Origin of the sequence: uncultured Turicibacter sp., from assembly GCF_938044715.1 — a bacterium.
Classification (GTDB): Bacteria; Bacillota_I; Bacilli_A; order MOL361; family Turicibacteraceae; genus Turicibacter; species Turicibacter sanguinis.
On record NZ_CALIOS010000116.1, the window covers coordinates 26,972 to 52,602 of the forward strand.

Below are 25,631 nucleotides of genomic sequence, written 5' to 3' on the forward strand. Positions count from 1 at the left end.
TCAGTTTTTTCTATTTTGCTATTTATATGATATAATAAGGAGTAATGAAGGAGGCTAACGAATGAGAGTTGTTCATAGTTTATTAGTGCAAGATGATCAAATTCTTCTTTTGTTTAAACCTAGTCGCCAAAAATGGTTTTTACCAGGTGGGAAAGCTGAGTTTGGGGAGAATATTATTCAAACTGGGCTACGTGAGTTTTATGAAGAAACAGGCCTACAATTGAAGCACGCAAAATTAGGTGCTATTACAACGGTTGTAGTTGAAGAAGAATTAGAAAAAAAAGAGTGGATGTTATATACCGTTAAAGCAACGGATTCAACTGGTGAATTAATTGAGGAAAACCGTGAAGGTTCATTAGCGTGGCATTCCCTTAAAGAAGTTGATGAATTACCGATGTTTGAAGGTGATCGTTTTATTATTAAGAAATTATTAGAGTCAGATCTGCCTATCGTTTCAACTCAAATTTATACACCAACATATGAGTTAATTGAACTGATTCAAAATACAGATGAATAATATTAAAAAGTGATAATAGAGTGAAAGAAGGGTGTCATAGTGAAAAAGATTAACTTATTAATTGTCACGGGAATGAGTGGAGCAGGAAAAAGTGTCGTACTGAATAGTCTAGAGGACGTAGGATATCATTGTATTGATAATTTTCCACCTATTTTATTGCCTAAATTAACAGATTTAATTTTGGGTACGAGTGAGCAATCAGTAAATTTAGCCGTTGTGATTGACTTAAGATCACTTGATTTTAACTCAATTGACGAGATGCTTTATTTCTTACAAGATAGTCATTTTGTTAATGTCCATGTTTTATACTTAGATGCAGATGATGCAACATTAGTAAAACGCTATAAAGAAACTCGAAGAACACACCCATTATCACGAGATACAAATTTATTAGATGGAATTGATAAAGAGCGAGAGTTGTTAAAGCCAATTCGAGATATTTCAGATGTTACAATTGATACAACGGGTCTAGCTGCTAAAGATTTAAAACAGCAGATTATTACAAAGTTTGGGGATTTGGATTCAGATTATTTTAGCGTCACATTCATGTCATTTGGATTTAAACATGGAACACCGATTGATACAGATATTATGTTTGATGTACGTTTTTTGCCAAATCCATTTTACATTGAAACATTACGTCCACAAACAGGACTTGATGATGGAGTTTATGAGTATGTGATGAGTTTTGAGGAGACAACAACCTTCTTAGCTAAATTAGTAGATTTATTACAATTTTTAATTCCTAAATATAAGGCTGAAGGAAAATCACAAGTGATCATTGGGATTGGATGTACTGGAGGTCAACACCGTTCAGTTGCAATTGCTGAATACTTGGCGCACGCTTTTGAAAATGATTATAAAACCAATTCAAAACACCGTGATATCCACCGAGCACATAAAAAATAAGGGGGCCTAAAATAATGGCAGAGTATGATTTAAGGGTAGCGGTAATCGGGGGTGGAACCGGGTTATCTACAATATTAAGAGGATTAAAGCGTTATCCAATCGATATTACAGCGATTGTAACAGTTGCCGATGATGGAGGAAGCTCTGGAAGTTTAAGAAGTGATTTTGATGTTCCACCACCAGGAGATATTCGAAATGTTCTAGTGGCATTATCGGAAGTAGAACCACTAGTGCAAGAACTATTTCAATATCGTTTTAAAGGTGAAACAGAATTAGCAGGTCATCCAACAGGAAATCTTTTAATTGCTGCAATGACAAATATCACAGGGGATTTTGCATCAGCGGTTCAAAAGTTAAGTGAAGTTTTAAAAGTTCGAGGAACAGTATTACCAGTAAGTAACACCCCGTTATGCTTGTGTGCTGAGTATGATGATGGTACAATCATTCAAGGCGAATCACTCATTCCTGTTGAAGATAAGAAAATTAAACGTGTCTATTATACAAATCCAGATGAGCCAGCACTAGATGAAGCTGTTGAAGCTATCATGGAGGCAGACTTAGTTCTTTTAGGCCCTGGAAGTTTGTATACAAGTATTATTCCTAACCTTTTGTTAAAACAAATAGCTGATGCAGTTGTTAAAACGGAAGCTCAGTGTGTCTATTGTTGTAATATTATGACCCAGCCAGGGGAAACAACAGGTATGACGGCTTCTGATCATGTTCGTGTTATTGAAGAACATGTAGGATGTCATATTATCGATAAGATTATTGTAAATGATGAAAGTGTTGACGATAGTACTTATGAACGCTATACACATCAAAATTCTGATATGGTTGTCATTGACGAAGAGGTATTAGAAAACATGAATATAGATGTTATTAAGAGCCGATTAGTTTCTTATAATAACGTAGGAGAAGTGCGCCATAATACTAAGAAAGTAGCAGCAACTATTTTCTCATTATTATTAGACATCGAAGAACAAAGGGAGGGGTGATTATTATGTCATTCGCTTCTGAAACAAAAAAAGAGTTAGTTCAAATTCAGTCAGATGATTGTTGTGCAAAAGCCGAATTGTCTGCTTTAATTCGAATGAATGGTGTGATTTCTTTATCGAATAAAGGATTAGTTTTAGACTTTGCAACAGAGAATGCGGCAATTGCAAGACGAACGCTACAGTTAATTAAACAGCTCTTTGATACAGAGGTCGATTTATTATCACGAAAAAAAATGCAATTAAAAAAGAATAATGTCTATATTATTCGAATTAAAAAAAATGCTAGAGATATTGCAACAGAATTAGGGATTATGTCTGAAAGTGTTGGATTTGTTCTTGGAATTGCAAAAGATTTAGTAGAATATGATTGTTGTAAACGTGCGTATATGCGTGGTGCTTTTTTAGCGGGAGGATCAGTTAATAATCCAGAAACATCATCGTATCACTTTGAAATTTCTACATTAGATCAAGAACTAGCAGAAGATTTAAAAGATTTAGCTAATGTTTTTAATTTAAATGCTCGTGTTTTACAGCGTAAAAAGGGATATATTATGTATATTAAAGAAGCTGAGAAGATCAGTGATTTTTTAAGAGTGATTGAGGCTTATAATGCAGTCTTGAATTTTGAAGATGTTCGTATCTTTAGGGATATTAGAAATTCAGAAAATCGTTTGAATAATTGTGAAATTGCAAATGAAACTAAAACGATTGCGGCGGCTCAACGTCAAATTGATAATATTGAATTAATTGATTTTGTATATGGAATTGATTCATTACCAGAGAGATTACAACATGTAGCTAAATTGCGTTTAGAATTTCCTGAAGAAAATTTGAATTATTTAAGCGATATTTCAAATGAAAGAGGATTTAAATTAACGAAATCTGGGATTAATCATCGTATGCGTAAATTAGCTGAAATGGCTGAAGAAATTCGTGACAATCAAAAGAAACGTTTATTAGAAGAAAATCAAGATTAAAGCGAGATGATGAGTATCTATCGTTTTGAAATAGTAGAACAAACGTGAACCTTATTTATGACTATATGGCATAAATAAGGTTTTTTTATGTTAAATCAAATTTAAGTTGAGTATGATTTTAAATGAATGATAGATAATAAAGAGGATTGAAAACAAATTAACAACCGCTTACATTCTGATAATCTTGTACTTATAAATTAAAGTTTAGTATACTATAGATAGATAATTTAAGGAGGAAACAATATGACTAAAAAACCTGTAGCATTAATCATTTTAGACGGATTTGGTTTACGTGATGAAACTGCTGGGAATGCAGTTAAAGCGGCTAAAATGCCAAACTTAGATCGTTTATTCCATACATATCCTCATAACACTTTAGAAGCTTCTGGATTAGGAGTTGGTTTACCAGAAGGACAAATGGGGAACTCAGAAGTAGGACACTTAAACTTAGGTGCAGGACGCATCGTTTACCAATCATTAACTCGTATTAACTTAGCGGTTAAAAATGGTGAATTAAATACTGATGCAACAATTGCAGAAGGTGTTAAACATGCTTTAGAGAATAACAAAAAAATTCACGTAATGGGATTATTATCACCTGGTGGAATCCATTCACATAATGAACATATGTATGCATTAGTTGAAGCTGCAAAAGCTCAAGGTGCAAAAGAAGTTTATGTTCATGCATTTTTAGATGGACGTGATACAGCTCCTAAATCTGCATTAGAATATGTTGAAGCATTAGAAGCAAAATTAGCTGAAATCGGAATGGGGAAAGTTGCGACTGTTTCAGGACGTTACTACTCAATGGACCGCGATAAAAACTATGATCGTACACAATTAGCTTACGATGCTATGACTCAAGGAACTGGAGAAAAATTCGAATCAGCTAAAGCTGGTGTAGAGGCTTCTTACAAAAATGATATTTTAGATGAATTCGTTGCTCCTTTTGTTGTTGATGAAAATGGATTAATTCAAGATGGAGATACAGTCATTTTTGCCAACTTCCGTCCTGATCGTGCACAACAAATCGCAATCGCGTTATCTAACCCAGAAAATGTTGCAAACTATGCAAAAGAAGGTAAACCAGCATTAGATTCATCAAAAGGGCCAAAAGATGTATACTTTATTTCAATGATGTCTTACGGAAGTGCTGTAAATGGGCCAGTTGTATTCCCATTACAAGACTTAGCTAATACTTATGGAGATGTTATTGCAGCAAATGGATTAAAACAATTACGTATTGCTGAAACTGAAAAATATGCTCACGTTACATTCTTCTTCGATGGTGGAGTAGATAAAGAAATCGAAGGAGCAACTCGAGTTTTAATTAACTCTCCAAAAGTTGCAACTTATGATTTAAAACCAGAAATGTCTGCTTACGAAGTAGCTGATGCTTGTGTAGCTGAAATTAACAAAGATATTCATGATACAATTATTTTAAACTTCGCTAACCCAGACATGGTTGGACATACTGGAGTATTCGATGCGACAGTTAAAGCATTAGAAGCTGTTGATGAGTGCTTAGGTAAAGTTGTGGATGCAATCATCGCTAAAGGTGGAGTTGCAATTATTACAGCTGACCACGGAAATGCTGAAAAATTAGAAGATGAAAATGGTGGAGCATACACAGCTCACACATCTAATCCAGTTCCAGTTATTGTAACTAAAGAAGGAATCGAGTTACGTAACGGAGGTAACTTAGGAGATTTAGCTCCAACAATGTTACAATTATTAGGTGTTGAACAACCAGTTGAAATGACAGGAAAATCAATCATTAAATAATATTCAAAAAGACATAGCGCCTAAAAGGTGTTATGTCTTTTACTTTTTGTAAAAAAAGTGGTATTATTTTCGGTAAATTATAATATTTATAATCGGATTCATATATACTTTCAATATATGATTGAAGTTTAATTTATAGGGAATAGGTGTGATTATTTGTAATATAAAATTCCATAATAAAGATAAAAGGTATGGATGATAAGACAAAGAAAAAAATCGACTTATTCAAGAATTAAAGAGGTAAATTTAACGTTTATATTTGAAAATGGTGGATATTTATGGTACTATATAAAAGTGGAAGCCAGGTTAGTTTAGTGGTAAAACAACGCAATGGTAATGCGTAGCCGCGAGTTCGATTCTCGCACCCGGCACCATCAAAATGGATTGAAATATATAATCTAGCTGAGAGCTAGATTTTTTTTTGTCAAATTTCTTAATTAGTGATTCATAATAATTGAAATTTTGGTCATATTAGAGATTGTATTGAAAAAAATTGAGATATTGAGGAATAATATGATGTAAGAGCTTATTTTGTTTCATTAGTATGAGCTTTAATTTACAAAAAATAGCGTTTACAACAGAAAAATATCTTTAATCTCCAAAAAAATGTATTATAATAAGAAGTGTGAAAAAATTAGAAAAAAAGGAGCTGTCATACATGCCTTATATTGTTGACGTTTATGCTCGCGAAGTATTAGACTCTCGCGGAAATCCTACTGTTGAAGTAGAAGTTACAACTGAAAGTGGATCATTCGGACGTGCTTTAGTACCATCTGGAGCTTCTACAGGAATCTACGAAGCTGTTGAGTTACGTGATGGAGATAAATCTCGTTACTTAGGAAAAGGTGTTTTAAACGCTGTTAAAAATGTTAACGACATTATCGCACCTGAATTAGTTGGTATGGATGTTACTGACCAATGTGGAATCGACCGTTTAATGATCGCTTTAGACGGAACTAAAAACAAAGGTAAATTAGGAGCTAACGCAATCTTAGGTGTATCTATGGCTGTTGCTCATGCTGCTGCTGATTTCGTTGGATTACCATTATACCGTTACTTAGGTGGATTCAACTCTAAAGAATTACCAACTCCAATGATGAACATCATCAACGGTGGAGAGCACGCTGACAACAACATCGACTTCCAAGAATTCATGATCATGCCAGTTGGAGCTCCAACATTCAAAGAAGCTATCCGTATGGGAGCTGAAGTATTCCATGCATTAAAATCAGTATTACACGGTATGGGATTAAATACAGCAGTTGGAGATGAAGGTGGATTCGCTCCAAACTTAGAATCAAACGAAGCTGCTATCAAAGTTATCTTAGAAGCTATCGAAAAAGCTGGATATGTTCCAGGTAAAGACGTAATGATCGCTATGGACGTTGCTTCTTCTGAGTTCTACAAAGATGGAAAATACGTTTTAGCTGGTGAAGGTGGAAAAGTATTCACATCTGAAGAATTATGTGACTTCTACGCTGAATTATGTGAAAAATATCCAATCATCTCAATCGAAGACGGTTTAGACCAAGACGACTGGGCTGGATGGGATTATTTAACTAAAAAAATCGGAGATAAAGTTCAATTAGTTGGAGACGATTTCTTCGTAACTAACACTGAGCGTTTAGCTGAAGGTATCGAGAAAAACGTGGCTAACTCAATCTTAATCAAAGTTAACCAAATCGGTACATTAACTGAAACTTTCGAAGCTATCGAAATGGCTAAGAAAGCTGGATACACTGCAGTTGTATCTCACCGTTCAGGAGAAACTGAAGATGCTACAATCGCTGACATCGCAGTTGCTACAAATGCTGGACAAATCAAAACAGGTTCTATGTCTCGTACAGACCGTATTGCAAAATACAACCAATTATTACGTATCGAAGATGAATTAGGACAACAAGCTGTTTACAACGGAGTTAAATCTTTCTATAACTTAAAAAAATAATTTAATTTATTAAATTAAATCGCACACGATTGTTTTTAAGTTAGGGATTTATAACCTAATTAATCATGCACATATATTGAAGCCCATCTAGGTTTAGGTAACTAAATCTAGATGGGCTTTTTTTGACAAAAAAACATTTTCAAAATAATTGTCGATTTAACAAAATATGCTAAAATATACTTATATATAAGTCTTCTATACTTAGAAAAAATGCGACCTATTAGTAGAAGATACCTTTTAAATGGGAGAGATTCCATTTGATTTTATTACACCTTTGGTGAATTAACCTTTAGACAATAGAATACTGCTTTAATAAAAATTACCATAGGATGGAATTAATCTATATAATATAGGTTCGCTAGTATTTGGTGTGAAAAACAATCCGCAACTGATAGGAAGAAATTTTTATTTCAATATACAGTTCTAGAGTGTTTAACCAGTTTAAAATTGTTAAAAATATATGACATGATTGAAAGGATGAGACAAATGAAAAAATCAGAAGAAACTTTGAATTTTAAATTGATTAATCGAGTTGTCTTATTAATTGGGATCTTAGTTGGGGTTCAGGTTATTAAAATATGTTTTCCGATTATTAAACCTGTTATTTCAGCATTAAATTTAATTATTAGCCCATTTATTATTGCGATTTCTCTAGCATATTTACTCAATCCATTAGTCGATTTCTTCTGTCGCTTACATTTTAAACGTTCATACGCGATACTTGTAACCTTTGTTTCAATTGTCGGTGGGTTATTTTATGCTATCTTTAGCTTAATTCCGTATTTAATTGTTAATATTCAAGAAGTACTTAATAGTATGCCAATGTTGATTGAAAAAGTGGAGCTTCTTATTTCTAATTTAAATCTAGATTATATTGATATTTATAAGTTTGATTTTAGTTCTCTGTTTAGTGAAAATTCAAAATTCTTTACCCTTTTTTCATCATTTTTATCACGAGCAGGTAGTTGGTTATCAAGTGCAAGTAGTAGTTTTACGATGATTATAGGGATGTTATTCCTAGTTCCTATTTTGTTATACTATATTTTAAATAACTTCTATGAACTGCGTAATCGAATTAAAAACTATTTAATAACTCACCGTCATATTCAATTTTTTAATATTTTAAAAGAATCGGAAGAAGTTGTGAGGGGATATGTGTCAGGAACATTAGCAGTATCACTTGCTTTATCGATAATTGCATCTATTTATTTTGCCTTAATTGGATTAGATAACGCGGTTGTATTTGGTGTTTTAATTGGATTTTTAAATATTATTCCTTATGTGGGACAAATTATTGGTACGATTCCAGCTGCTCTTTTTGGTTTAACAGTTTCGATTTGGACGCCAGTGTATGTCATTATCGGAGTATTAGCACTTAATTTTATTGAAGGAAACTTTATTAAACCACTTGTGTTCTCTAAAGCAGTAGACTTTCATCCAATTATTTTGTTAACACTTATTATTATTGGAGGACAAATTTTTGGGGTAATTGGGATGATTTTCATTATTCCGATTGCAGGTATTATAAAAATTATCTTACGTTATAGTAAAGACGTCTATTTTGAATACCGTAGTAAAAAAAATAATGAATTGAATTAGTTTAAAGGTCATTTCATAATCATGGAATGACCTTTTCTATATTAAAACAAAAATATATTTCACCATTATAAATGAGTCTCGGGCCTTATATATGCAAAAATAATCAAACTTCAAAAAATCATGTCTTTTCTACATATAATTGTTTAGTTAATCATAGAGTTTATAGATAAGAAATCTACTTTACCTTATGTAAATAATGAAGTAATGATTGTAGGAGGAGTTGTTAGATGGGATTGTTATTATTGCAGTATGTGGGATTATCGTTTTTAGTCGTCTTTTCATCAATTAAAATTTCAGAATGTGTAGATGAACTTGATCAGAGAACTAAACTCGGGGGAGCTTTAATAGGAGGAATTTTATTAGCTGGGGTTACATCCTTACCAGAATTGATTACAAGTATTTCATCAACAATGATGTTAAATAACCCAGATTTAGCATTCGGAAACATTCTTGGAAGTAATGCTTTTAATGTTTTTATTTTAGCGGTTGGAAATATTGTTTTTATTAAGCACATGTTATTTAATAACATAGGACGCTCTAACACGATGACAAATGTTATTAACTGTAGTATTTATATTATTATTTTATTTACGTTTTTTAGTCCAACGATTACACAGGTGGGACATGTTGGAACAGCATCTATTTCTATTGCGGTGTTATATTATTTAAATTTAAAATTAGCTTCTAATTTAGAGTCTAACGACAATCAAAGTAGCGATTTGCCAAATCCATCAGAATCAATGCTTAACTTAATTTTACGCTTCGTATTCTTTGCAATTGTTATTGTGATCAGTAGTTTATTAGTTTCAATTACGACAGATAACATTGCAAGGGAGACTGGTGTTGGTTCATCTTTTGTGGGAGCAATCTTTTTAGGGGTGGCAACATCATTACCTGAGATGACTAGTTTAATTAGTTTAATTAGAATGCGTAACTATGATATTGCAGTTGGGAATATTGTTGGAAGTAACTTGTTTAATTTTGGAATTATTGCTTTGACAGATGTTTTATATTTCTCGGGTAATATCTTTGAAATTGCCGATATCTCCAATTCATTGTTAGTTTTTGTTGGCTTGGCAGAATCTATTGTATTAGCTTTTGTGTTATTTGGTATTAAGATTAAAAATAAATTTTTATACGCAATTCCTTCTGTTTTGATTATTCTAGTTTATTGTTACTATATTACGACATCCTTGAAATAATGGTTGAAATTGTATAATAGATGTGATACAGTTTTGATATATACAAGGAGGGTTTAGGATGTTTAGTTTAGGTGTTGTAGACGTATTATTTATGATTATTTCAGTAATCCTAATTGTCTTAGTTGCATTACAAAGTTCTAAACAGGGATTAAGCGATTCATTAACAGGTGGAAATAGTGAGTTATTCAAGAATCAAAAAGAACGTGGAGCAGAAGCTTATATTGTTCGTGCAACTTATATTTGTTCAATTATTTTTATCGTTTTAGGACTAATTATTTTTATGAAATAATATACTAGCTCATATTCGAAGAATATGAGTTTTTTTAATGTCAAAATACGTAGTAGCAATAAATTATATAATATTGGTACAAACTAAACATAGGTCAAATACAAGAGAACTTTGTATTCTCGGATTCTAAAAAATGGTTAAATATTTAACCGAGTATGATAGAATAGTAGTTATGAGTTGGAGGTGTGCTATTTGCGCAATACAGTATTAGAGTTATTAGGATCAAGTCATTATGAAGCAATGACAATTGATGAGTTAGTAGATTATTTACAAATTGAAGGAACAGAAGCTTTTAAAGAATTCGTTAAATTAATGGTAGCCCTTGAAGATGAAGGGGTTGTCGTACGTTCAAAAAATGATCGTTATGATTTAGCACGTGAATTAGGTTTTTATAAAGGAATTATTTCTATTCATCCAAAAGGATTTGGGTTTGTTGAAATAGATGATATGGATGACGTTTATATTCGTAATGAAGATTTAAATGGAGCCTTACATAAAGATACGGTTTTAGTTAAAATCTTACCATCTTCTAAAGGTGATAGTTTAGAAGGAGAAATCGTTCAAGTTTTAGAACGTGGAATGAAAGAGTTTATTGGGACTTACTATGAAATTAAACAAGTAGGTTATGTTAAACCAGACAACTCACGTTATCATGCTGTTGTAGCAATTCCTAAAAATAAAAGTAAAGGGGCTGTTCGCGACCATAAAGTCCGTGTTAAGATTGTTGACTACTTAGAAAATAATGTTGTTAAAGCAGAAGTTTTAGAAATTCTTGGACATAAAAACGATCCAGGTATTGATATTTTATCTGTTGTTTATAAATATGACATTGTACCTGAATTTTCAAAGGATGCATTAGAACAAGCTGCTGCTATTCCTACGGAATTAGATGCAGACAGCTATAAAGGTCGTCGTGATTTACGTGGTGAAACCATTGTTACAATTGATGGCGATGATGCTAAAGACTTAGATGACGCTGTTCATGTAAAAATGCTTGATAATGGAAACTATTTATTAGGTGTTTCAATTGCAGACGTTTCGTATTATGTAACCGAAGGGTCTCCATTAGATCGTGATGCGTATTTTAGAGGGACTAGTGTGTATTTAGTTGACCGCGTTATCCCAATGATTCCACATCGTTTATCAAATGGAATTTGTTCATTAAATCCTCAAGTTGATCGTTTGACGATTACTTGTGAAATGGAGATTTCACCTAAAGGTGAAGTGGTTAACCATGAAATCTTCCCTTCTGTAATTAATACAACAGAACGTATGACTTATCACAATGTGAATTTGATTTTACAGGGTGAGGATCAAGAGGTTTTAAATCGTTATGAAGCGTTAGTACCAAATTTCCATCTAATGTATGAGTTATCTCAAATTCTACGTAAAGCTCGTCATGATCGTGGATCAATTGATTTTGATTTAGATGAAGCAAAAATTATTGTAGATGAGTATGGTTTTCCAACAGGTGTTGAACTTCGTGACCGTGGGATCGCAGAGCGCATTATTGAAGATTTTATGTTAGCAGCTAATGAAACAGTTGCTGAACATTTCCATTGGATGGATGTTCCATTTATTTATCGAGTTCATGAACATCCAAAACCTGAAAAATTAGAGCGTTTCTATAAGCTAGCTCGTGCTTTAGGTTATGAGATTAAAGGAACAAGAGAACATGTTCATCCAAAAGCATTGCAAATGATTACGGAAGCCGTACAAGGAAAACCTGAGCATGCTGCAATTAATACAATGATGCTTCGTTCATTACAAAAAGCAAAATATAGTGAAGAAAGTTTAGGACATTTTGGATTGGCTGCAGAGTTCTATACTCACTTTACATCACCGATTCGTCGTTACCCGGACTTAATTGTTCATCGATTAATTCGTCGATATTTGTTCGAACAGGACTTATCAAATGAGACTTTAACATATTATAATACTATTATGCCTGAAATTGGTCTTCAAACTTCAAAACGTGAGCGTGATGCAATCGATGCAGAACGTGAAGTGGAGGATATGAAAAAGGCAGAGTATATGACACAATTTATTGACGAAGAGTTTGAAGGTGTTATTTCATCTGTTACGAAATGGGGAATGTATGTCGAACTACCAAATACGGTAGAAGGGCTAGTTCATGTAAATGATTTAACAGATGATTATTATGAATTTGATGAAGATAATTTAGCATTAATTGGACGTCGTACGAAAACCATGTACAAACTTGGGGATGTTGTAAAAGTTGTTGTAGTAGCTGCAAGTAAAGAGGAAAGAACTATTGACTTCCAATTAGTTGGTATGAGTAAGAGCCGTCCTAAACGTTCATTTAAACGTATTGATACACGAGGTGCATCAGGAGCAAATGATCGAAGAAGAGATGGCAAACCTAAAACATCTTCATCATCAAATTCGAGAAATAATCGTAATAAAAAATCATCTGATCGTTTCAATGATAATAAGAAACCAAAAAGAAAAAATAATAAAGGTTCAAAAAACTTTTCGAATCAAAAAAGTAATAGTCAAAAAAAATCTAATAAATAATAGTTTGGCTAATTAGTGAAAGGGTGCAGGTAAATCATGATGAAGAAGTTAAAAGGTATTAAGTGGTTCAATGTCATTTTGTTCCTATTCGTCATGGTTGGTTTATTAGTTTTAGCTCAATTTTTTGTTCGTCCTAATATGGAAGGATGGGATGTTGAGCGTGTTTTACATTATGAAGCTGCTAATGATATAAATATTATTTATGATTATATTTATTCAGACGAAGTGGATTATGGGATCGTTGTTGATCAACAAAAATGTGAAAATGAGGAGACTTGTGATGTTAAATTAACGATATCAAAAGGAAGAGATGTCTCAAAAAACACAGAAACAGAAATTAGAGCCTACCTAGATGAATTGATTGCTACGGGATTAATTACAGCAAATGAAGTCAATTATCATGACTCAATGTACTCAAATGATGTAAAGCCTGGATTTGCAGTTTATTATGAACCAGATCCTATTAAACAGCGTATTGATATTAGCTTTTCTTTAGGACCCGAAATACGTGTCTATAAAGCTTCTATGGTTGCTGTAGGTGATATTTTACTACATGATACTGTATTTAATGATTTTAGATTAGAAGGAGATTTGTTTGATTTTTCTCCATTACTTGAAAATGTAAAATCATATATTGAACCAGCAGACTTTGCTTTTGCAAATCAAGAGTCAAATATTGGAGGTATAGAGATTGGATTATCTTCATATCCAAACTTTAATAGTCCATATGAAATTGTTCGAGATCTTGTTGGCATTGGATTCAATATGTTTTCAAGAGCTAATAATCACACATTAGATAAGGGAGAAAATGGCGTGATTTTGGCTGAATCATACTGGCAAACCTTAAATGGAATTATTTCAGCTGGATCAACTGATTCACAAGAAAAACGTGATCAAATCCCTGTGATTGAACAAAATGGAATTAGATTAGCATTACTAGCATATTCTTACGGATTTAATGGATATAGGGTTCCAGAAGATAAACCTTATTTAGCTAATGAGTTCAGTTATGAACAAGCGGAACAAGATATTCAAAAAGCTAAAGAAGTTGCAGATGTTATCGTGGTTTCAATGCATTGGGGTACTGAATATCAAGATACACCAAATGAAACACAGTTAGAACAAGCCAAGTGGCTAGCAGATCAAGGTGTAAATGTTATTTTAGGTGAACATCCTCATGTTTTACAACCTGTTGATATCTTGGTTGGACGTGATGGAAATGAAACATTAGTTGCGTATTCATTAGGTAACTTTATTTCAGGTCAAACAGGACTTGCTAAATTAGTAGGTGGAATTTTAAAGTTTGATATTATTAAAACAACGATTGGTGATGAAGTGAAAATTGAAATTTCGCAACCTCAATTAATGCCAACCTATAACTATGCTGAAAATGGAACAGTTAATTATCAATTAGTTCCATTAGTTGAATCTGATCAACGTGATTATTTTGAAACGGTTCAAGCTTTAATGGAAAATTACTCGAATGTAGTTGATGTTGTAGATTACATTACTTACGATGAAAATTAGTTGGAGAGCTTAAAGGTGGTGTAAGAATGCCAAAAGGTGTGGGATCAACGCTTGCGCAAAATAAAAAAGCAGGACATGATTATTTTATTGAAGAAACATTTGAAGCGGGAATTGTGCTGCAAGGAACTGAAATCAAATCGATTCGTGCCGGTAAAGTCAATTTAAGAGATTCATTTGTTCGTATTGATCGTAATGAAGCTTTTGTACATAATATGCACATTTCTCATTATGAACAAGGAAATCGATTTAATCATGATCCATTACGTACAAGAAAACTATTATTACACAAACGTGAAATAGCAAAATTAATTGGAACACAAAAAATGGGTGGTTATTCACTTATTCCATTAAAGTTATACATTAAAGATGGATATGCGAAATTATTATTTGGTATTGCAAAAGGGAAGAAAAATTACGATAAACGTCAAGATTTAAAGGCCAAAGATGCAAATCGTCAAATTGAAAAAGCATTGAAAGACCGTCAAAAGTATTAATTGAAAAAGACCTTGAGCTTAAGCTTGGGGTCTTTTTTGCATGATTTTTAAAAATTAACAAATAAATATAATAACAATAAACTGAGAGGCGGTTTACAGATGATTGAAGCACAAAAAAAAGTTATTATTGTTGGTGCTGGAATAGGAGGATTAGCCAGCGCTTTAAGGTTGTTAAGCAAAGGTTATGAAGTCGTCATATACGAAAAAAATGAAAGAGTCGGCGGGGTTGTAAATCAGTTTTATCAAGATGGATACACATTCGATTTGACAGCTTCTTTATCTCTAATTCCTCAAAATTTCTCGCAACTTTTTGACGATTTAAATTTAAAAAACGAGCTTGAAATGCTTTCGCCTAAGCTTTTGTATCGAGTCTTTAGCGCTAAGGGGGAAAAATTAGATTTTAGTACTAATTTGATACAGTTGACTCAAACATTAGAATCTATCTCTAAAAAAGATAGCATCGGCTATTTGAATTTGATGACAGATATTTATCAGAAATATCAACTGATTGAAGAGAATTTTTTGACTCAATCTTTTGAAAAAAAGAAAGAATTTTTTAATTTAGAAAATATGAAAAATATCTTTAAAATTCATCCTCTTCAAACGACTGAAGATTATGTCTCTCAATTTATTGAAAGTGAGATTCTTCAAAACTATTTATATTTTCAGGCAATGTATATTGGGTCATCTCCATTCGATAGTTCAAGTACATATAGCTTACTTCCAGGCGTTACTCAACTGTATGGGTTACCATACTTTAAAGGGGGAATGTACGCCTTTGTACAAAGGTTAGAGTCTTTAATTTTAAAACTGGGTGGTAAAATTTATTGTAGCCAGGAAGTAACGGAGTTAGTGACGGAAGGTAAACATGTGAAAGGGGTTAAAATAGGAGAAAAATTAGATAAAGCTGATCTTTTTTTAGTCAATTGTAATGGTTTTGAATTAAAAGATAAGTTGTTAGAAAATAAAGATAAGTTATCTTGTTCAGCCTTTATTTTATATCTTGGTATTAAAAAAGAATTACCTCAACTAAATGTTCATAATATTTATATAGGCGATGAATTTAAGAAAAATATTGAGACAGTATTCAAGGGGAATTTACCTGATAAACCATCTGTCTATATTTATTGCCCAAGTCGATTGGATTCTTCAATGGCCCCTAAAGGATGTGAATCGTTGAATATTATGATGAGGGTTCCTAATTTAACGTCACATATTTCTTGGAATGATGAAATCGTAATCCTGTTAAAACAAAAAATTTATCATATTTTAGAAGAGGTTTTAAATTGTGAGAATCTACAGCAATGGATTGAAGTGGAACAATTTTTGACGCCGAAAGATTTAGAAGAAAAGTTTGGTGAGGTTAAGGGATGTGCTTTTGGACTAGGGCATCATCTATTACAAACTAATTATTTTAGACCTCATTATCGAAGTGAAAAGTATGATAATTTATTTTTTGTTGGTGCTTCTAATCATCCTGGAACAGGGATTTCATTAGTTTTAAATAGTGCTAAGCTTGTCGTAGAAGAAATTGATAAGCATATCTTATAATTTAAAACATATAATTTTTGATGTAGACGAAATCAAGCACCAACGAGTGGTAAACTATGTTATAATAAATTAATGCCAAACCTAAAAGCATTATAAAACGGTTAAGGGGGGATTGTATGTTAAAAAGTGAAACTCTTAAAATCATCGAATTTGCTAAAGGTGAAATAAAAAAACCAGTATTGATTCGATATACGATAACAGTTGATTTAAACAGTCCAAAAGTATACGATGAAGATGCACTTAAGCTAATAGGCTCTGTCAAAACATTACCAGATAACATCTATTTAGCTGAATTTGTTTACGAAGTAACTGATTCACGTTTAACTCATCTTAACCGCCAAAAAATTACAATTAAAATAAACGAAAAAAATTATTTTACACTTGTACTAGATGATGATTTAGATATCTTCTTCTCATTGTTGAGATTATACAAAAATTATGAAGCTGAAGTAGAGGCTTATGAACAAACAATCACTCAAGGCATGTTGTTAAAAGTTTTAGAAACATATTATTCTTAATCAAAAAGAGATGAGTATTCATCTCTTTTTTTGTTAATTATTAATAATTATTTAAAATTATAATAAATAAGCTATAACTTTTGGAACAAAATAGGCAATAGGGTCGTCTAATTTAATGTAAAGAGCTAAATTTGGAATTCTATTTGAATCAAAATATTAGGAGGAACAATTATGAAAAAATTAAAGATGATGTTAATGGCTTTATTAGTAACAGTTGTAGCGGTAGGATGTAGTAATTCAAAAGAAGGAGAATCAGCTAGTAATACGTCCGCGACACCTGAAGAAATCATGAATAAAATTCAAGAAACATTAGCAAGTGATTACGATATGCAACTTCAAGATGGTGTATTACCAGGATTTCAAGTGATTGATATGACAGATTCATTACAGTTAGGAATGTATGCGGATCATTTTAATACGGCAGATATTGAATCTGGATATATGTTATTACCAATGATGAATGTTAAATCTTCTTTAATTATGGTTGTAAAAGCTAAAGATGAGAAAGCATCAGAAAGTGTTAAAGATGGGTTTGAAAAAGTATTATCTGATCAAGAAGCAACATGGTCAATGTACTTACCAGATCAATATGAATTAGTTCAAGAAAACCAAATTAAACAACAAGGAAACTATTTATTATATGTAACAAGCGATGTAGCAGACAAAATTGTAAAAGTATTTGAAGAGTCAGTAAAATAATTTCTTTGAAAAAAAGATTGTTGATTGCTAAATGCTTCAACAGTCTTTTTTCTTCTTTGGGTGGTGATGAAGGATGGTTTTTAGTAGTCTTGTCTTTTTATTTGTTTTTTTACCAATTACGTTGTTGTTATATTTTATCGTTCCAAGACGTGTCCGTAATTTTATTTTACTACTAGTGAGCTTAGTTTTTTACGCATGGGGAGAACCTATTTATGTTGTTTTAATGATATTCTCAACCATTGTTGATTTTATTCATGGGTTACTTGTAGAAAAATATCAAGATCAACCTAAAAAGGCAAAGCGTGTGGTATTATCCTCAGTAATTATTAATTTAGGATTACTAACATTTTTTAAGTATTCGGGGTTTATCATTACAAATATTAATACGATTTTTGGAACAACTTTTTCAACTCCAGACATTGCTCTTCCAATTGGGATTTCATTCTATACGTTCCAAACAATGTCTTACACGATTGATATCTTTAGACGTGATGCTCGTGCACAACGGAATATCGTTGATTTAGGAGCTTATGTTGCAATGTTTCCACAACTTATTGCAGGACCCATTGTTCGTTACCGTACCGTGGCTGAACAATTAAATCATAGACAAGAAACAATCGAACGTTTTGCGGATGGAGTCAGACGATTTATTATTGGACTTGGGAAAAAAGTTTTATTAGCAAATAATATTGGTTTGCTTTGGGATAGCATTTCAACAACTGAAGTCACAAATTTAACAGTTTTATCTGCCTGGTTGGGGGTTATGGCCTTCGGACTTCAAATTTATTTCGACTTCAGTGGATATTCAGACATGGCTATTGGACTTGGTAAAATGCTTGGATTTGAATTGTTAGAAAACTTTAATTATCCATATATCTCACAAAGTATCACAGAGTTTTGGAGACGTTGGCATATCTCACTCGGTTCTTGGTTTAGAGATTATGTTTATATTCCACTTGGCGGGAATCGTAAAGGAAAGTATCGTACCTATTTAAATGTTTTTATTGTTTGGTTTTTAACAGGCCTTTGGCATGGGGCGAGTTGGAATTTCGTATTTTGGGGACTTTATTTTGGAAGCATTATTTCAATTGAGAAGGCCTTTTTAATGAAGTGGTTAAATAGAGGTCCAGCTTTTATTCGTCATTTCTATACCATCTTCTTATTATTAATCGGATGGGGATTATTCGCTTTTGATAATTTTGAACATTTATTGAATTACTTCAAAGTTATGTTTGGAATGCAAGGAGAAGGTCTTTATAATCAGATGACGTTGTTTTACTTAGTTTCTAATGCCATTACCCTCATTGTGTTAATTATCGCTTCTACGCCTTTAATGAAGCTAATTTATGGTTATGCCACACGCACGTCTAAATTCAAATGGCTTTTTGAACTAATCATTATGCCATTAATCTACTTTTCGATTTTATTTATTTCAACAGCTTACTTAGTTGATTCGTCTTATAATCCGTTCTTGTACTTTAGATTTTAGGAGGTGAGGATGATGGATAAAGTTAAGAATTTAGTTTATAGTTTGATGTTTTTAATTTTTATTTTTGGAATAAGTTTATGGAATATGATAACGCCAGATAAAAGTATTTCTGAAAGTGAAAATCGTCCTTTACAGCAATTTCCTAAGTTTACATGGGAAAGACTTGCATCAGGAAAATTTACGAGTGGATTTGATGAGTACATGACGGATCAATTTGTATTTAAGGATGATTGGGTAGGGGTAAAATCTGATGTCGAGCGTTTACTTTTAAAGGGGAAAAATAATGGAGTTTATTTTGGAAAACAAGGCTATTTACTAGAAGAATTTTTGACGCCTGGAAAATACTTTATAAGAAACTTAGATTCAATAAATGCCTTTCATAAAAAGTTGCCCTATTTGAATACAGAAGTCATGCTCATTCCAACGGCAGTTGAAATTTATAAAGAGTTATTGCCACTATATGCACCAACATATGATCAAAATCTGATGCTTAAACAAGCAAGTGCTACATTATCAGTTGATTTAATTGATGTGTATTCGGTTCTAGAAGCACATAAATCTGAATATATTTTCTATAAAACCGATCATCATTGGACGACACTTGGGGCTTTTTATGCTTATCAAAGTCTAATGGGTGCAATAGGTGAACAAGCTTATCATTTAGAGGATTTTAATATTAAACAAGTCAGTGATTCATTTTATGGAACATATTATTCAAAGGCAAATAACCACCATTTACAACCTGATTCAATGGATATCTTTATTCCAAAAACTGACGTGAGTTTTTCTGTGAGTTTGAATGGAGAAGAAGTTAGTTTAGATGGTTTATACGATTATAATTACCTTAATCAAAAAGATAAATACTCAATGTTTTTAGGAGGAAATCAGCCTTTAACCATTGTAAAAAGTAGTATAAATAACGGTAGAAAACTTGTTGTGTTTAAAGATTCATATGCTCACAGTTTAGTACCATTTTTAGCGTTACATTTTGAAGAAATTCACTTAATTGATTTAAGATATTTCAATATGAATCCATATGAATATATTAGAGATGAATCATTTGATCAGGCATTGTTTTTATATAATTTATCAACATTTGGATCAGAACCTAACTTAATAAAATTACAGTCTTATAACTAAGTGGGGGGGAACATTTAGTGAGAAAAATATATCTGTCATGTTTAAGTTGTTTAGTGGGATTCATGGGCTTAAGATATTATTTTGGGTTAACATCATTAAATGGACCATTTTTTAAGGGATATGGCTTAGTCTGTTTAATCATTGCAGTTTTATTACTGAGTTGCTATTTTAAAGATTTACCTCAAAAGTTAGTAAGGCGTCTAACAATAATTAATTTGATTGCTTTATTTGGCGTTCAATTAATCCCACTTTCAACATTTGTTTTTACTTTTGAATGGAATGTTGAACTCATCTTGCCAACGTTAATTGTATTATTTGAAGTAATGGGATTTTTTTATAGGGCATTAAAATCATTAATTAATTATGTTTCACTCAAAAGAACACGATTAAAAGTTAAATAAGGTGATTCTAGCACATAGAATCACCTTATTTTTATTTATTAGCTCCTTGGCGTTTTTTAAGTTTTTTTTCATAGTAGCCTAGAAGTTGATACATTAAAAGTGTACAGATTGCAAGGACTAAGATTCCCATCATAACAAGGCTTAAGTTAAATACTTGGCCACCATATACGATTAAATATCCAAGTCCAGCACGAGAAGCGATAAATTCCCCAACGATAACCCCGACCCAGACCATACCAATATTGATTTTTAACAGGTTAATCATATTACTTGTATTTGATGGTAAGACGAGTTTCGTTAAAATTTGAAACTTACTAGCTCCGAAACTTTTCATAAGTTTAATCTTATCCTCATCAACTGTTGAAAAATAGTTATAGGCAGATAAAATAGTGACAGCAATAGAGGTAATAATCGAGATGACGACAATCCCTTTTACTCCAGTTCCGACCCAAACGATTAAAATGGGAGCAAGAGCTGTTTTTGGCAAAGCATTTAGTACAACAAGAAATGGATCGAAAATTTTGGCAAGTTTTTCTGACCACCATAAGCAAATAGCAATAAATAATCCAGAGCAGGTCCCGATAATTAAACCAACAATTGTTTCATATAATGAAATACCAAGATGTTTGAAGATTTCTCCATTTGAAACATATTTGACGAGAATATTCCAAACAGCTGATGGTTTGCTAAATAAGAAATCATCAATAAATCCTAGTTGAGCGCCGACTTCCCAAAAAATTAGGAAAGCGACGAGTAGAAAAATTTGAAGAAAGTGAATATTGAATGCCTCTTTTTTACGATCTTTTAAGTATTTTTGATAGCCAGGAGTTCCATTAATTTGTTTCTTCATCATTTTGCAACTCCTTCCAGAATAAATCAAAGTAATCTTTAAACTCAGGAGCAGTTCGGGAGCTTAAAGGTGTTTTTTCATGATCAAGTGTCAAGTTGATCGGACGCATGCTTTTTATTGTCGTTGGACGATGACTTAAGACAGCAACATGGTCTGCTACTGAAATAGCTTCAGAGATGTCATGGGTTACTAAAATTGCTGTTTTATTTTCACTTTTAATAATTTTATAAATATCATCGGTAACGATTAATCTTGTTTGATAATCAAGTCCTGAAAAGGGTTCGTCTAGTAATAAAATATCAGGGTTTAATGCCAGTGTTCTAATTAGGGCAGCACGTTGCTTCATCCCACCAGAAAGCTCCCGAGGATAATTATTTCTAAAATCCCATAAATCATAAATTTGTAGTAATCGCTTAATTTCTTCCATTGCTTCATCTGTCAATTTGTTTTGAATTTCTAGGCCTAAGGTGATATTTTTCATAATAGTTCGCCACTCAAATAGATGATCCTTTTGAAACATATATCCGATTTTTTTGTTATAGGTATTAATCTCTCCACTTGTGGGTTCTAGTAAGCCAGAAATCATGTTTAAAATTGTAGATTTTCCACATCCTGAAGGTCCGAGTAAGACTAAAATTTCACCTTCTTCAACTGAAAAGGTGATATCATTTATAATATTTCGCTCTTCTTCAACTGAGTAAAAATCTTTATAAACATGGCTCACATCTAGAATTTTTGACATATAAGGTCACCTCCATTTTCTCATATGTCCTACTTTATAATATTAGGTAAAAGAATAAAGGGTACCTAATATCAAAAAAGATTTACTCCCTATTTTGATTAGGGAGTAAATCTTTTTATTTGATATTATTAATTGCATTTTCAGCATAGCTTGTATCGACGATTGTTTCATAAGGCGCACGATTATCAAGTTGTCCTGCTAATTCCATAACATCCATTAGGTTATTTAAGCTATCTTCTTTTAAAACAGGATCAGTTGCCCAGGCATCAATAGATTGATAACGTTCAACAACTGTTACTAAGTCCTCAATTTCCATATCAGGGAAAAATTGATGAATTGATTGTGCAATTTCTTCACTTGTATGTGTTGAAACCCATAACTGCGCTTTATAAATAGCATTTGTAAATGATTGGATGACATCACTATTTTCTTTTAAGTATGATTCGGTTGTTTGGTAGCAAGTATAAGGAATGTCACCACCTAGTTCACCAATTGATGCAACGATGTAACCTTTACCTTCTTTTTCCATAGTTGTTGCTAATGGTTCGAAAAGTGTTACATATTCAGCGTCAAGTCCTGTAAAAGCTCCTGCCATGGCATCAAATGAGATATCAGTACGCACATTAACTTCTGCTGTTTTATCGTCTGGACGAGCATCAAGACCTTGTGATTTTAAGACATATTCAAGTGTCATTTCAGGCACTCCACCTTTACGACCACCGATGACTTCAGTTCCTTTCATTTCATCAAAAGAAAAGTTTTCATGAGGATTTTTAGCCACTAAGAAACTACCATCACGTTGAGTGATTTGTGCAAAATTTATGGCAAGGTCTTTTCCACCTTCGTTGTAGACATAAATAGAAGCTTCAGGTCCCATAAATCCAATTTGCACATCGCCTGATAGTAAAGAGGCCATTGCTTTATCAGCACCTCCAGCATTAATTAATTCAACTTCTAATCCTTCTTCTTCTAGGAATCCTTCACTAATGGCAACGTAGTGTGGTGCATAAAAAACAGAGTGAGTTACCTCAGCAACTTTGATTTGAGTTAATTCATCAGATGACTTGTTACATCCAACTAATGTAGCTGTTGCAAGTGCCATCAATCCTAAAAACGAAGTAACACGTTTAATTGATTTCATATTAGCCCTCCTATTTGCCGAAATTTTAACTCTCGGTCTAATACATCATATTTTAACTTGGGCGAATGTGTGCACACGAAGTATTAAAAATTTTTTGAGTTAAGTAATAAAGTCTGCTTGATTGGGCATAATTGTAAGAGGAAAAAGAATAAAATAAAGTAATTTCGACAAGAATAGATAAAATTAATTAGAAATTAACATAAATTCCATTGACTTGTGATACTAAAATTCATTAGAATACTGTTTGGATGTTATTTTTCTAATAGAAATAGTAAATGAGAATTTTTACAAAGTATCCATATAAAAATAAGTCGCAAAACGGATGCATAATTTTGGAGGTTAGTTCGATGGAAGTAAGATTAGAGGGCATTACCAAAAGCTTTGGAGATTTTACGGCAGTTAACAATTTAAACGTAACAATTGAAGATGGAACACTTGCTGGTCTTTTAGGACCATCTGGATGTGGAAAATCTACAACACTTTATATGATTGCTGGATTAGAAAAACCAACAAGTGGTCGTATTTATTTCGGTGACGAAGATGTAACGGATTTACCACCAGAAAAACGTGGAATTGGATTAGTATTCCAAAACTATGCTTTATATCCACATATGACGGTACGCCAAAATATCATGTTCCCACTTGAAAATGCTAAAGTACCAAAAGCAGAAGCATTAAAAATTGCTCAAGAAATGGCTGATTTAGTTCAAATTGGACACTTAATGGATCGTAAACCTGGAGAATTATCAGGTGGTCAGCAACAACGTGTAGCAATCGCACGTGCTATTGCGAAAAAACCTCGCGTTTTATTATTAGATGAGCCGTTATCAAACTTAGATGCTCGTTTACGTTTAGAAACTCGTGAAGAAATTCGTCGTATTCAACAAGAAACTGGTATTACAACAATTTTCGTAACACACGATCAAGAAGAAGCAATGAGTATCACAGATGCAATTGTTTTAATGAAAGATGGAGTGTTACAACAAAAAGAAGCACCTCAAGAAATGTATCGTAAACCAGCTAATCAGTTCGTTGCCTCATTCATGGGAACACCACCAATGAGCTTTATGAATGGACGTATTGAAAATGGAAAAGTAATGGTTGGTGGATCTGTATTAGGAGATGCAACTGGTTTAAATAATACAGATGCAATTGTTGGAGTTCGTCCTGAGTCATGGCGCCTTGCACAAGAAAATGGTGTTGATGCAACAGTTGTTATGGTTGAAGTAATTGGACGTGACAAATTAATGACAGTAACAATCGATGGACAAAAAGTTCGCTGCTTAATTGATTCAGAAAATGAAGTTAATGTTTCAGATATCGTTAAATTAACGGTAAAACAACAAAATATTCATTTATTCGATGCAACGAACGGTCACCGTTTAGCGTAGGGGGCAACTATGAATAAAAAACTATCAAATGCTACCCGAACAACCATCAAACACAATTTTTTAGGTTATTTGTATTTATTACCAACATTAATCATTACAGCTGTTTTCGTAGTTTATCCATTAATTATGTCATTCCGTATGGGATTCTATGAAAAATATAATTATTATACAGATGAAGGAAGTGGATTCGGTTTAGCAACGTTTAAATTCGTCTTAACAGATCCTAATTTCCATCAAGCATTAAAAAATACATTTTTAATTGTAGTAATCGCGGTTCCGGTTTCAATGATTATTGCATTAGCAATTGCATTGTTATTAAATACTGGAATTAAGGCAAGTAAGTTTTTCCAAGCGATTTATTTCTTGCCATATGTAACTTCAGTTATTGCCATTGGGATTGTATGGAGTTGGTTATTCCATAGTGACTTTGGATATATTAATCAGTTTTTAGGAATGTTTGGTGTTGATCCAATTCAATGGCTAAATGATCCAAAAATGGCAATTTGGGCATTAATCATCTTCAATATTTGGAGTGGACTAGCCTTTAAGATTGTTATTTTCTTATCAGGATTACAAAATATTGATCCACAATATTACAAGGCAGCGCAAATCGATGGAACACCTAAATGGAAAGTATTCTCTCGTATTACATTACCTTTATTATCGCCAACTGTATTTTTCTTAACAATGACTTCAGTCATCGGAAGTTTTAAGGTGTATAATGAAGTATTTGCGTTATTTGGTGGAAAGCCAGGACCTGCAAATAGTTGTATGACGGTTGTATACTACATTTATGATATGTTCTATGGTTCATCACAAGTACATAAAGCTGCAGCAGCTTCAATTATTTTATTCGTTATTATTTTAGCTGTAACGCTTGTACAAATGGTATTAAGTAAGAAGTTAGTTCATTACAAATAGGGAGTGTG

The 25,631-nt window shown here is 32.5% G+C and carries 23 protein-coding genes and 1 tRNA gene; 21 read left to right on the top strand and 3 right to left on the bottom strand.

The features are described 5' to 3' along the window. Positions 1 to 61: 61 nt before the first annotated feature. The 19 genes from QWC74_RS10975 (at position 62) to QWC74_RS11065 (ending at position 20,578) form a co-directional block, all read left to right on the top strand. Positions 62 to 517, top strand: a complete 456-nt coding sequence (locus QWC74_RS10975) for an NUDIX domain-containing protein (RefSeq protein WP_006785191.1) — start codon at positions 62 to 64, stop codon at positions 515 to 517. Positions 518 to 556: 39 nt separating this feature from the next. Further along, complete coding sequence (rapZ, locus tag QWC74_RS10980) at positions 557 to 1,426, top strand: RNase adapter RapZ (protein ID WP_006785192.1); 870 nt, start codon at positions 557 to 559, stop codon at positions 1,424 to 1,426. A gap of 14 nt (positions 1,427 to 1,440) precedes the next feature. Next, positions 1,441 to 2,421 (top strand): YvcK family protein, encoded by a 981-nt coding sequence (gene yvcK / locus QWC74_RS10985; RefSeq protein ID WP_006785193.1) that lies wholly within the window; start codon positions 1,441 to 1,443, stop codon positions 2,419 to 2,421. A gap of 5 nt (positions 2,422 to 2,426) precedes the next feature. After that, on the top strand, positions 2,427 to 3,398 hold the full coding sequence (gene whiA, locus QWC74_RS10990; RefSeq protein ID WP_006785194.1) for a DNA-binding protein WhiA: 972 nt from the start codon (positions 2,427 to 2,429) through the stop codon (positions 3,396 to 3,398). 243 nt (positions 3,399 to 3,641) lie between these two features. Further along, entirely contained in the window at positions 3,642 to 5,183 is a 1,542-nt protein-coding gene (gene gpmI, locus QWC74_RS10995) for a 2,3-bisphosphoglycerate-independent phosphoglycerate mutase (protein WP_006785195.1), read from the top strand. Between the two features lie 300 nt (positions 5,184 to 5,483). Further along, positions 5,484 to 5,557, top strand: a tRNA-Thr gene (locus QWC74_RS11000). A gap of 284 nt (positions 5,558 to 5,841) precedes the next feature. Then, on the top strand, positions 5,842 to 7,131 hold the full coding sequence (gene eno / locus QWC74_RS11005) for a phosphopyruvate hydratase (protein WP_006785196.1): 1,290 nt from the start codon (positions 5,842 to 5,844) through the stop codon (positions 7,129 to 7,131). A gap of 486 nt (positions 7,132 to 7,617) precedes the next feature. Further along, entirely contained in the window at positions 7,618 to 8,730 is a 1,113-nt protein-coding gene (locus tag QWC74_RS11010; RefSeq protein ID WP_006785197.1) for an AI-2E family transporter, read from the top strand. A 227-nt stretch (positions 8,731 to 8,957) separates the two neighbouring features. After that, positions 8,958 to 9,932 carry a sodium:calcium antiporter gene (locus QWC74_RS11015; protein WP_006785198.1) on the top strand — a complete coding sequence of 325 codons (975 nt, stop codon included), beginning with the start codon at positions 8,958 to 8,960 and terminating at the stop codon, positions 9,930 to 9,932. A gap of 58 nt (positions 9,933 to 9,990) precedes the next feature. Further along, on the top strand, positions 9,991 to 10,221 hold the full coding sequence (secG, locus tag QWC74_RS11020; protein ID WP_006785199.1) for a preprotein translocase subunit SecG: 231 nt from the start codon (positions 9,991 to 9,993) through the stop codon (positions 10,219 to 10,221). Positions 10,222 to 10,413: 192 nt separating this feature from the next. Beyond that, the gene (gene rnr, locus QWC74_RS11025) at positions 10,414 to 12,759 is read left to right on the top strand and encodes a ribonuclease R (RefSeq protein ID WP_006785200.1); all 2,346 of its coding nucleotides are present in this window, start codon (positions 10,414 to 10,416) and stop codon (positions 12,757 to 12,759) included. 36 nt (positions 12,760 to 12,795) lie between these two features. After that, positions 12,796 to 14,286 carry a CapA family protein gene (locus QWC74_RS11030; RefSeq protein WP_006785201.1) on the top strand — a complete coding sequence of 497 codons (1,491 nt, stop codon included), beginning with the start codon at positions 12,796 to 12,798 and terminating at the stop codon, positions 14,284 to 14,286. A gap of 26 nt (positions 14,287 to 14,312) precedes the next feature. After that, positions 14,313 to 14,780, top strand: a complete 468-nt coding sequence (smpB, locus tag QWC74_RS11035) for an SsrA-binding protein SmpB (protein WP_006785202.1) — start codon at positions 14,313 to 14,315, stop codon at positions 14,778 to 14,780. A gap of 99 nt (positions 14,781 to 14,879) precedes the next feature. Continuing rightward, positions 14,880 to 16,331, top strand: a complete 1,452-nt coding sequence (locus QWC74_RS11040; protein ID WP_006785203.1) for an NAD(P)/FAD-dependent oxidoreductase — start codon at positions 14,880 to 14,882, stop codon at positions 16,329 to 16,331. A gap of 116 nt (positions 16,332 to 16,447) precedes the next feature. Continuing rightward, on the top strand, positions 16,448 to 16,849 hold the full coding sequence (locus QWC74_RS11045; RefSeq protein ID WP_006785204.1) for a hypothetical protein: 402 nt from the start codon (positions 16,448 to 16,450) through the stop codon (positions 16,847 to 16,849). Positions 16,850 to 17,020: 171 nt separating this feature from the next. After that, the gene (locus QWC74_RS11050) at positions 17,021 to 17,548 is read left to right on the top strand and encodes a DUF4358 domain-containing protein (protein ID WP_006785205.1); all 528 of its coding nucleotides are present in this window, start codon (positions 17,021 to 17,023) and stop codon (positions 17,546 to 17,548) included. Between the two features lie 73 nt (positions 17,549 to 17,621). Further along, the gene (locus QWC74_RS11055) at positions 17,622 to 19,037 is read left to right on the top strand and encodes an MBOAT family protein (RefSeq protein WP_006785206.1); all 1,416 of its coding nucleotides are present in this window, start codon (positions 17,622 to 17,624) and stop codon (positions 19,035 to 19,037) included. A 12-nt stretch (positions 19,038 to 19,049) separates the two neighbouring features. Continuing rightward, entirely contained in the window at positions 19,050 to 20,177 is a 1,128-nt protein-coding gene (locus QWC74_RS11060) for a DHHW family protein (protein WP_230321562.1), read from the top strand. A gap of 17 nt (positions 20,178 to 20,194) precedes the next feature. After that, entirely contained in the window at positions 20,195 to 20,578 is a 384-nt protein-coding gene (locus QWC74_RS11065) for a hypothetical protein (RefSeq protein WP_238672939.1), read from the top strand. 31 nt (positions 20,579 to 20,609) lie between these two features. On the opposite strand, the gene QWC74_RS11070 is transcribed toward QWC74_RS11065, so the two are convergent. The 3 genes from QWC74_RS11070 to QWC74_RS11080 all read right to left on the bottom strand — a co-directional run bounded on the left by QWC74_RS11070 (position 20,610) and on the right by QWC74_RS11080 (position 23,311). Then, positions 20,610 to 21,431, bottom strand: coding sequence for an ABC transporter permease (locus QWC74_RS11070; protein ID WP_009606695.1), 822 nt, complete (start codon positions 21,429 to 21,431; stop codon positions 20,610 to 20,612). After that, positions 21,412 to 22,170: an ABC transporter ATP-binding protein gene (locus QWC74_RS11075; protein ID WP_006785210.1), complete on the bottom strand. Its 759-nt coding sequence runs from the start codon at positions 22,168 to 22,170 to the stop codon at positions 21,412 to 21,414. The genes QWC74_RS11070 and QWC74_RS11075 overlap by 20 nt, the downstream gene beginning before the upstream one ends. A 115-nt stretch (positions 22,171 to 22,285) precedes the next feature. Further along, the gene (locus QWC74_RS11080; RefSeq protein ID WP_006785211.1) at positions 22,286 to 23,311 is read right to left on the bottom strand and encodes an ABC transporter substrate-binding protein; all 1,026 of its coding nucleotides are present in this window, start codon (positions 23,309 to 23,311) and stop codon (positions 22,286 to 22,288) included. A 347-nt stretch (positions 23,312 to 23,658) separates the two neighbouring features. Here QWC74_RS11080 and QWC74_RS11085 point away from each other — a divergent pair, with 347 nt between their 5' ends. After that, positions 23,659 to 24,702, top strand: a complete 1,044-nt coding sequence (locus tag QWC74_RS11085) for an ABC transporter ATP-binding protein (RefSeq protein WP_006785212.1) — start codon at positions 23,659 to 23,661, stop codon at positions 24,700 to 24,702. Positions 24,703 to 24,711: 9 nt separating this feature from the next. Beyond that, positions 24,712 to 25,623 carry a carbohydrate ABC transporter permease gene (locus QWC74_RS11090; RefSeq protein WP_006785213.1) on the top strand — a complete coding sequence of 304 codons (912 nt, stop codon included), beginning with the start codon at positions 24,712 to 24,714 and terminating at the stop codon, positions 25,621 to 25,623. Positions 25,624 to 25,631: the final 8 nt, after the last annotated feature.

Excerpts from the sequence above, each read along its gene's own strand:
- smpB (WP_006785202.1), top strand. The coding sequence starts at position 14,313 with ATGCCAAAAGGTGTGGGATCAACGCTTGCGCAAAATAAAAAAGCAGGA.
- secG (WP_006785199.1), top strand. The coding sequence starts at position 9,991 with ATGTTTAGTTTAGGTGTTGTAGACGTATTATTTATGATTATTTCAGTA.
- QWC74_RS11045 (WP_006785204.1), top strand. The coding sequence starts at position 16,448 with ATGTTAAAAAGTGAAACTCTTAAAATCATCGAATTTGCTAAAGGTGAA.
- QWC74_RS11015 (WP_006785198.1), top strand. The coding sequence starts at position 8,958 with ATGGGATTGTTATTATTGCAGTATGTGGGATTATCGTTTTTAGTCGTC.
- yvcK (WP_006785193.1), top strand. The coding sequence starts at position 1,441 with ATGGCAGAGTATGATTTAAGGGTAGCGGTAATCGGGGGTGGAACCGGG.
- whiA (WP_006785194.1), top strand. The coding sequence starts at position 2,427 with ATGTCATTCGCTTCTGAAACAAAAAAAGAGTTAGTTCAAATTCAGTCA.
- QWC74_RS11040 (WP_006785203.1), top strand. The coding sequence starts at position 14,880 with ATGATTGAAGCACAAAAAAAAGTTATTATTGTTGGTGCTGGAATAGGA.
- QWC74_RS11080 (WP_006785211.1), bottom strand. The coding sequence starts at position 23,311 with ATGAAATCAATTAAACGTGTTACTTCGTTTTTAGGATTGATGGCACTT.
- QWC74_RS11050 (WP_006785205.1), top strand. The coding sequence starts at position 17,021 with ATGAAAAAATTAAAGATGATGTTAATGGCTTTATTAGTAACAGTTGTA.
- eno (WP_006785196.1), top strand. The coding sequence starts at position 5,842 with ATGCCTTATATTGTTGACGTTTATGCTCGCGAAGTATTAGACTCTCGC.
- QWC74_RS11070 (WP_009606695.1), bottom strand. The coding sequence starts at position 21,431 with ATGATGAAGAAACAAATTAATGGAACTCCTGGCTATCAAAAATACTTA.
- QWC74_RS11055 (WP_006785206.1), top strand. The coding sequence starts at position 17,622 with ATGGTTTTTAGTAGTCTTGTCTTTTTATTTGTTTTTTTACCAATTACG.
- QWC74_RS11010 (WP_006785197.1), top strand. The coding sequence starts at position 7,618 with ATGAAAAAATCAGAAGAAACTTTGAATTTTAAATTGATTAATCGAGTT.
- QWC74_RS10975 (WP_006785191.1), top strand. The coding sequence starts at position 62 with ATGAGAGTTGTTCATAGTTTATTAGTGCAAGATGATCAAATTCTTCTT.
- QWC74_RS11085 (WP_006785212.1), top strand. The coding sequence starts at position 23,659 with ATGGAAGTAAGATTAGAGGGCATTACCAAAAGCTTTGGAGATTTTACG.
- QWC74_RS11060 (WP_230321562.1), top strand. The coding sequence starts at position 19,050 with ATGGATAAAGTTAAGAATTTAGTTTATAGTTTGATGTTTTTAATTTTT.
- QWC74_RS11090 (WP_006785213.1), top strand. The coding sequence starts at position 24,712 with ATGAATAAAAAACTATCAAATGCTACCCGAACAACCATCAAACACAAT.
- QWC74_RS11075 (WP_006785210.1), bottom strand. The coding sequence starts at position 22,170 with ATGTCAAAAATTCTAGATGTGAGCCATGTTTATAAAGATTTTTACTCA.
- gpmI (WP_006785195.1), top strand. The coding sequence starts at position 3,642 with ATGACTAAAAAACCTGTAGCATTAATCATTTTAGACGGATTTGGTTTA.
- QWC74_RS11030 (WP_006785201.1), top strand. The coding sequence starts at position 12,796 with ATGATGAAGAAGTTAAAAGGTATTAAGTGGTTCAATGTCATTTTGTTC.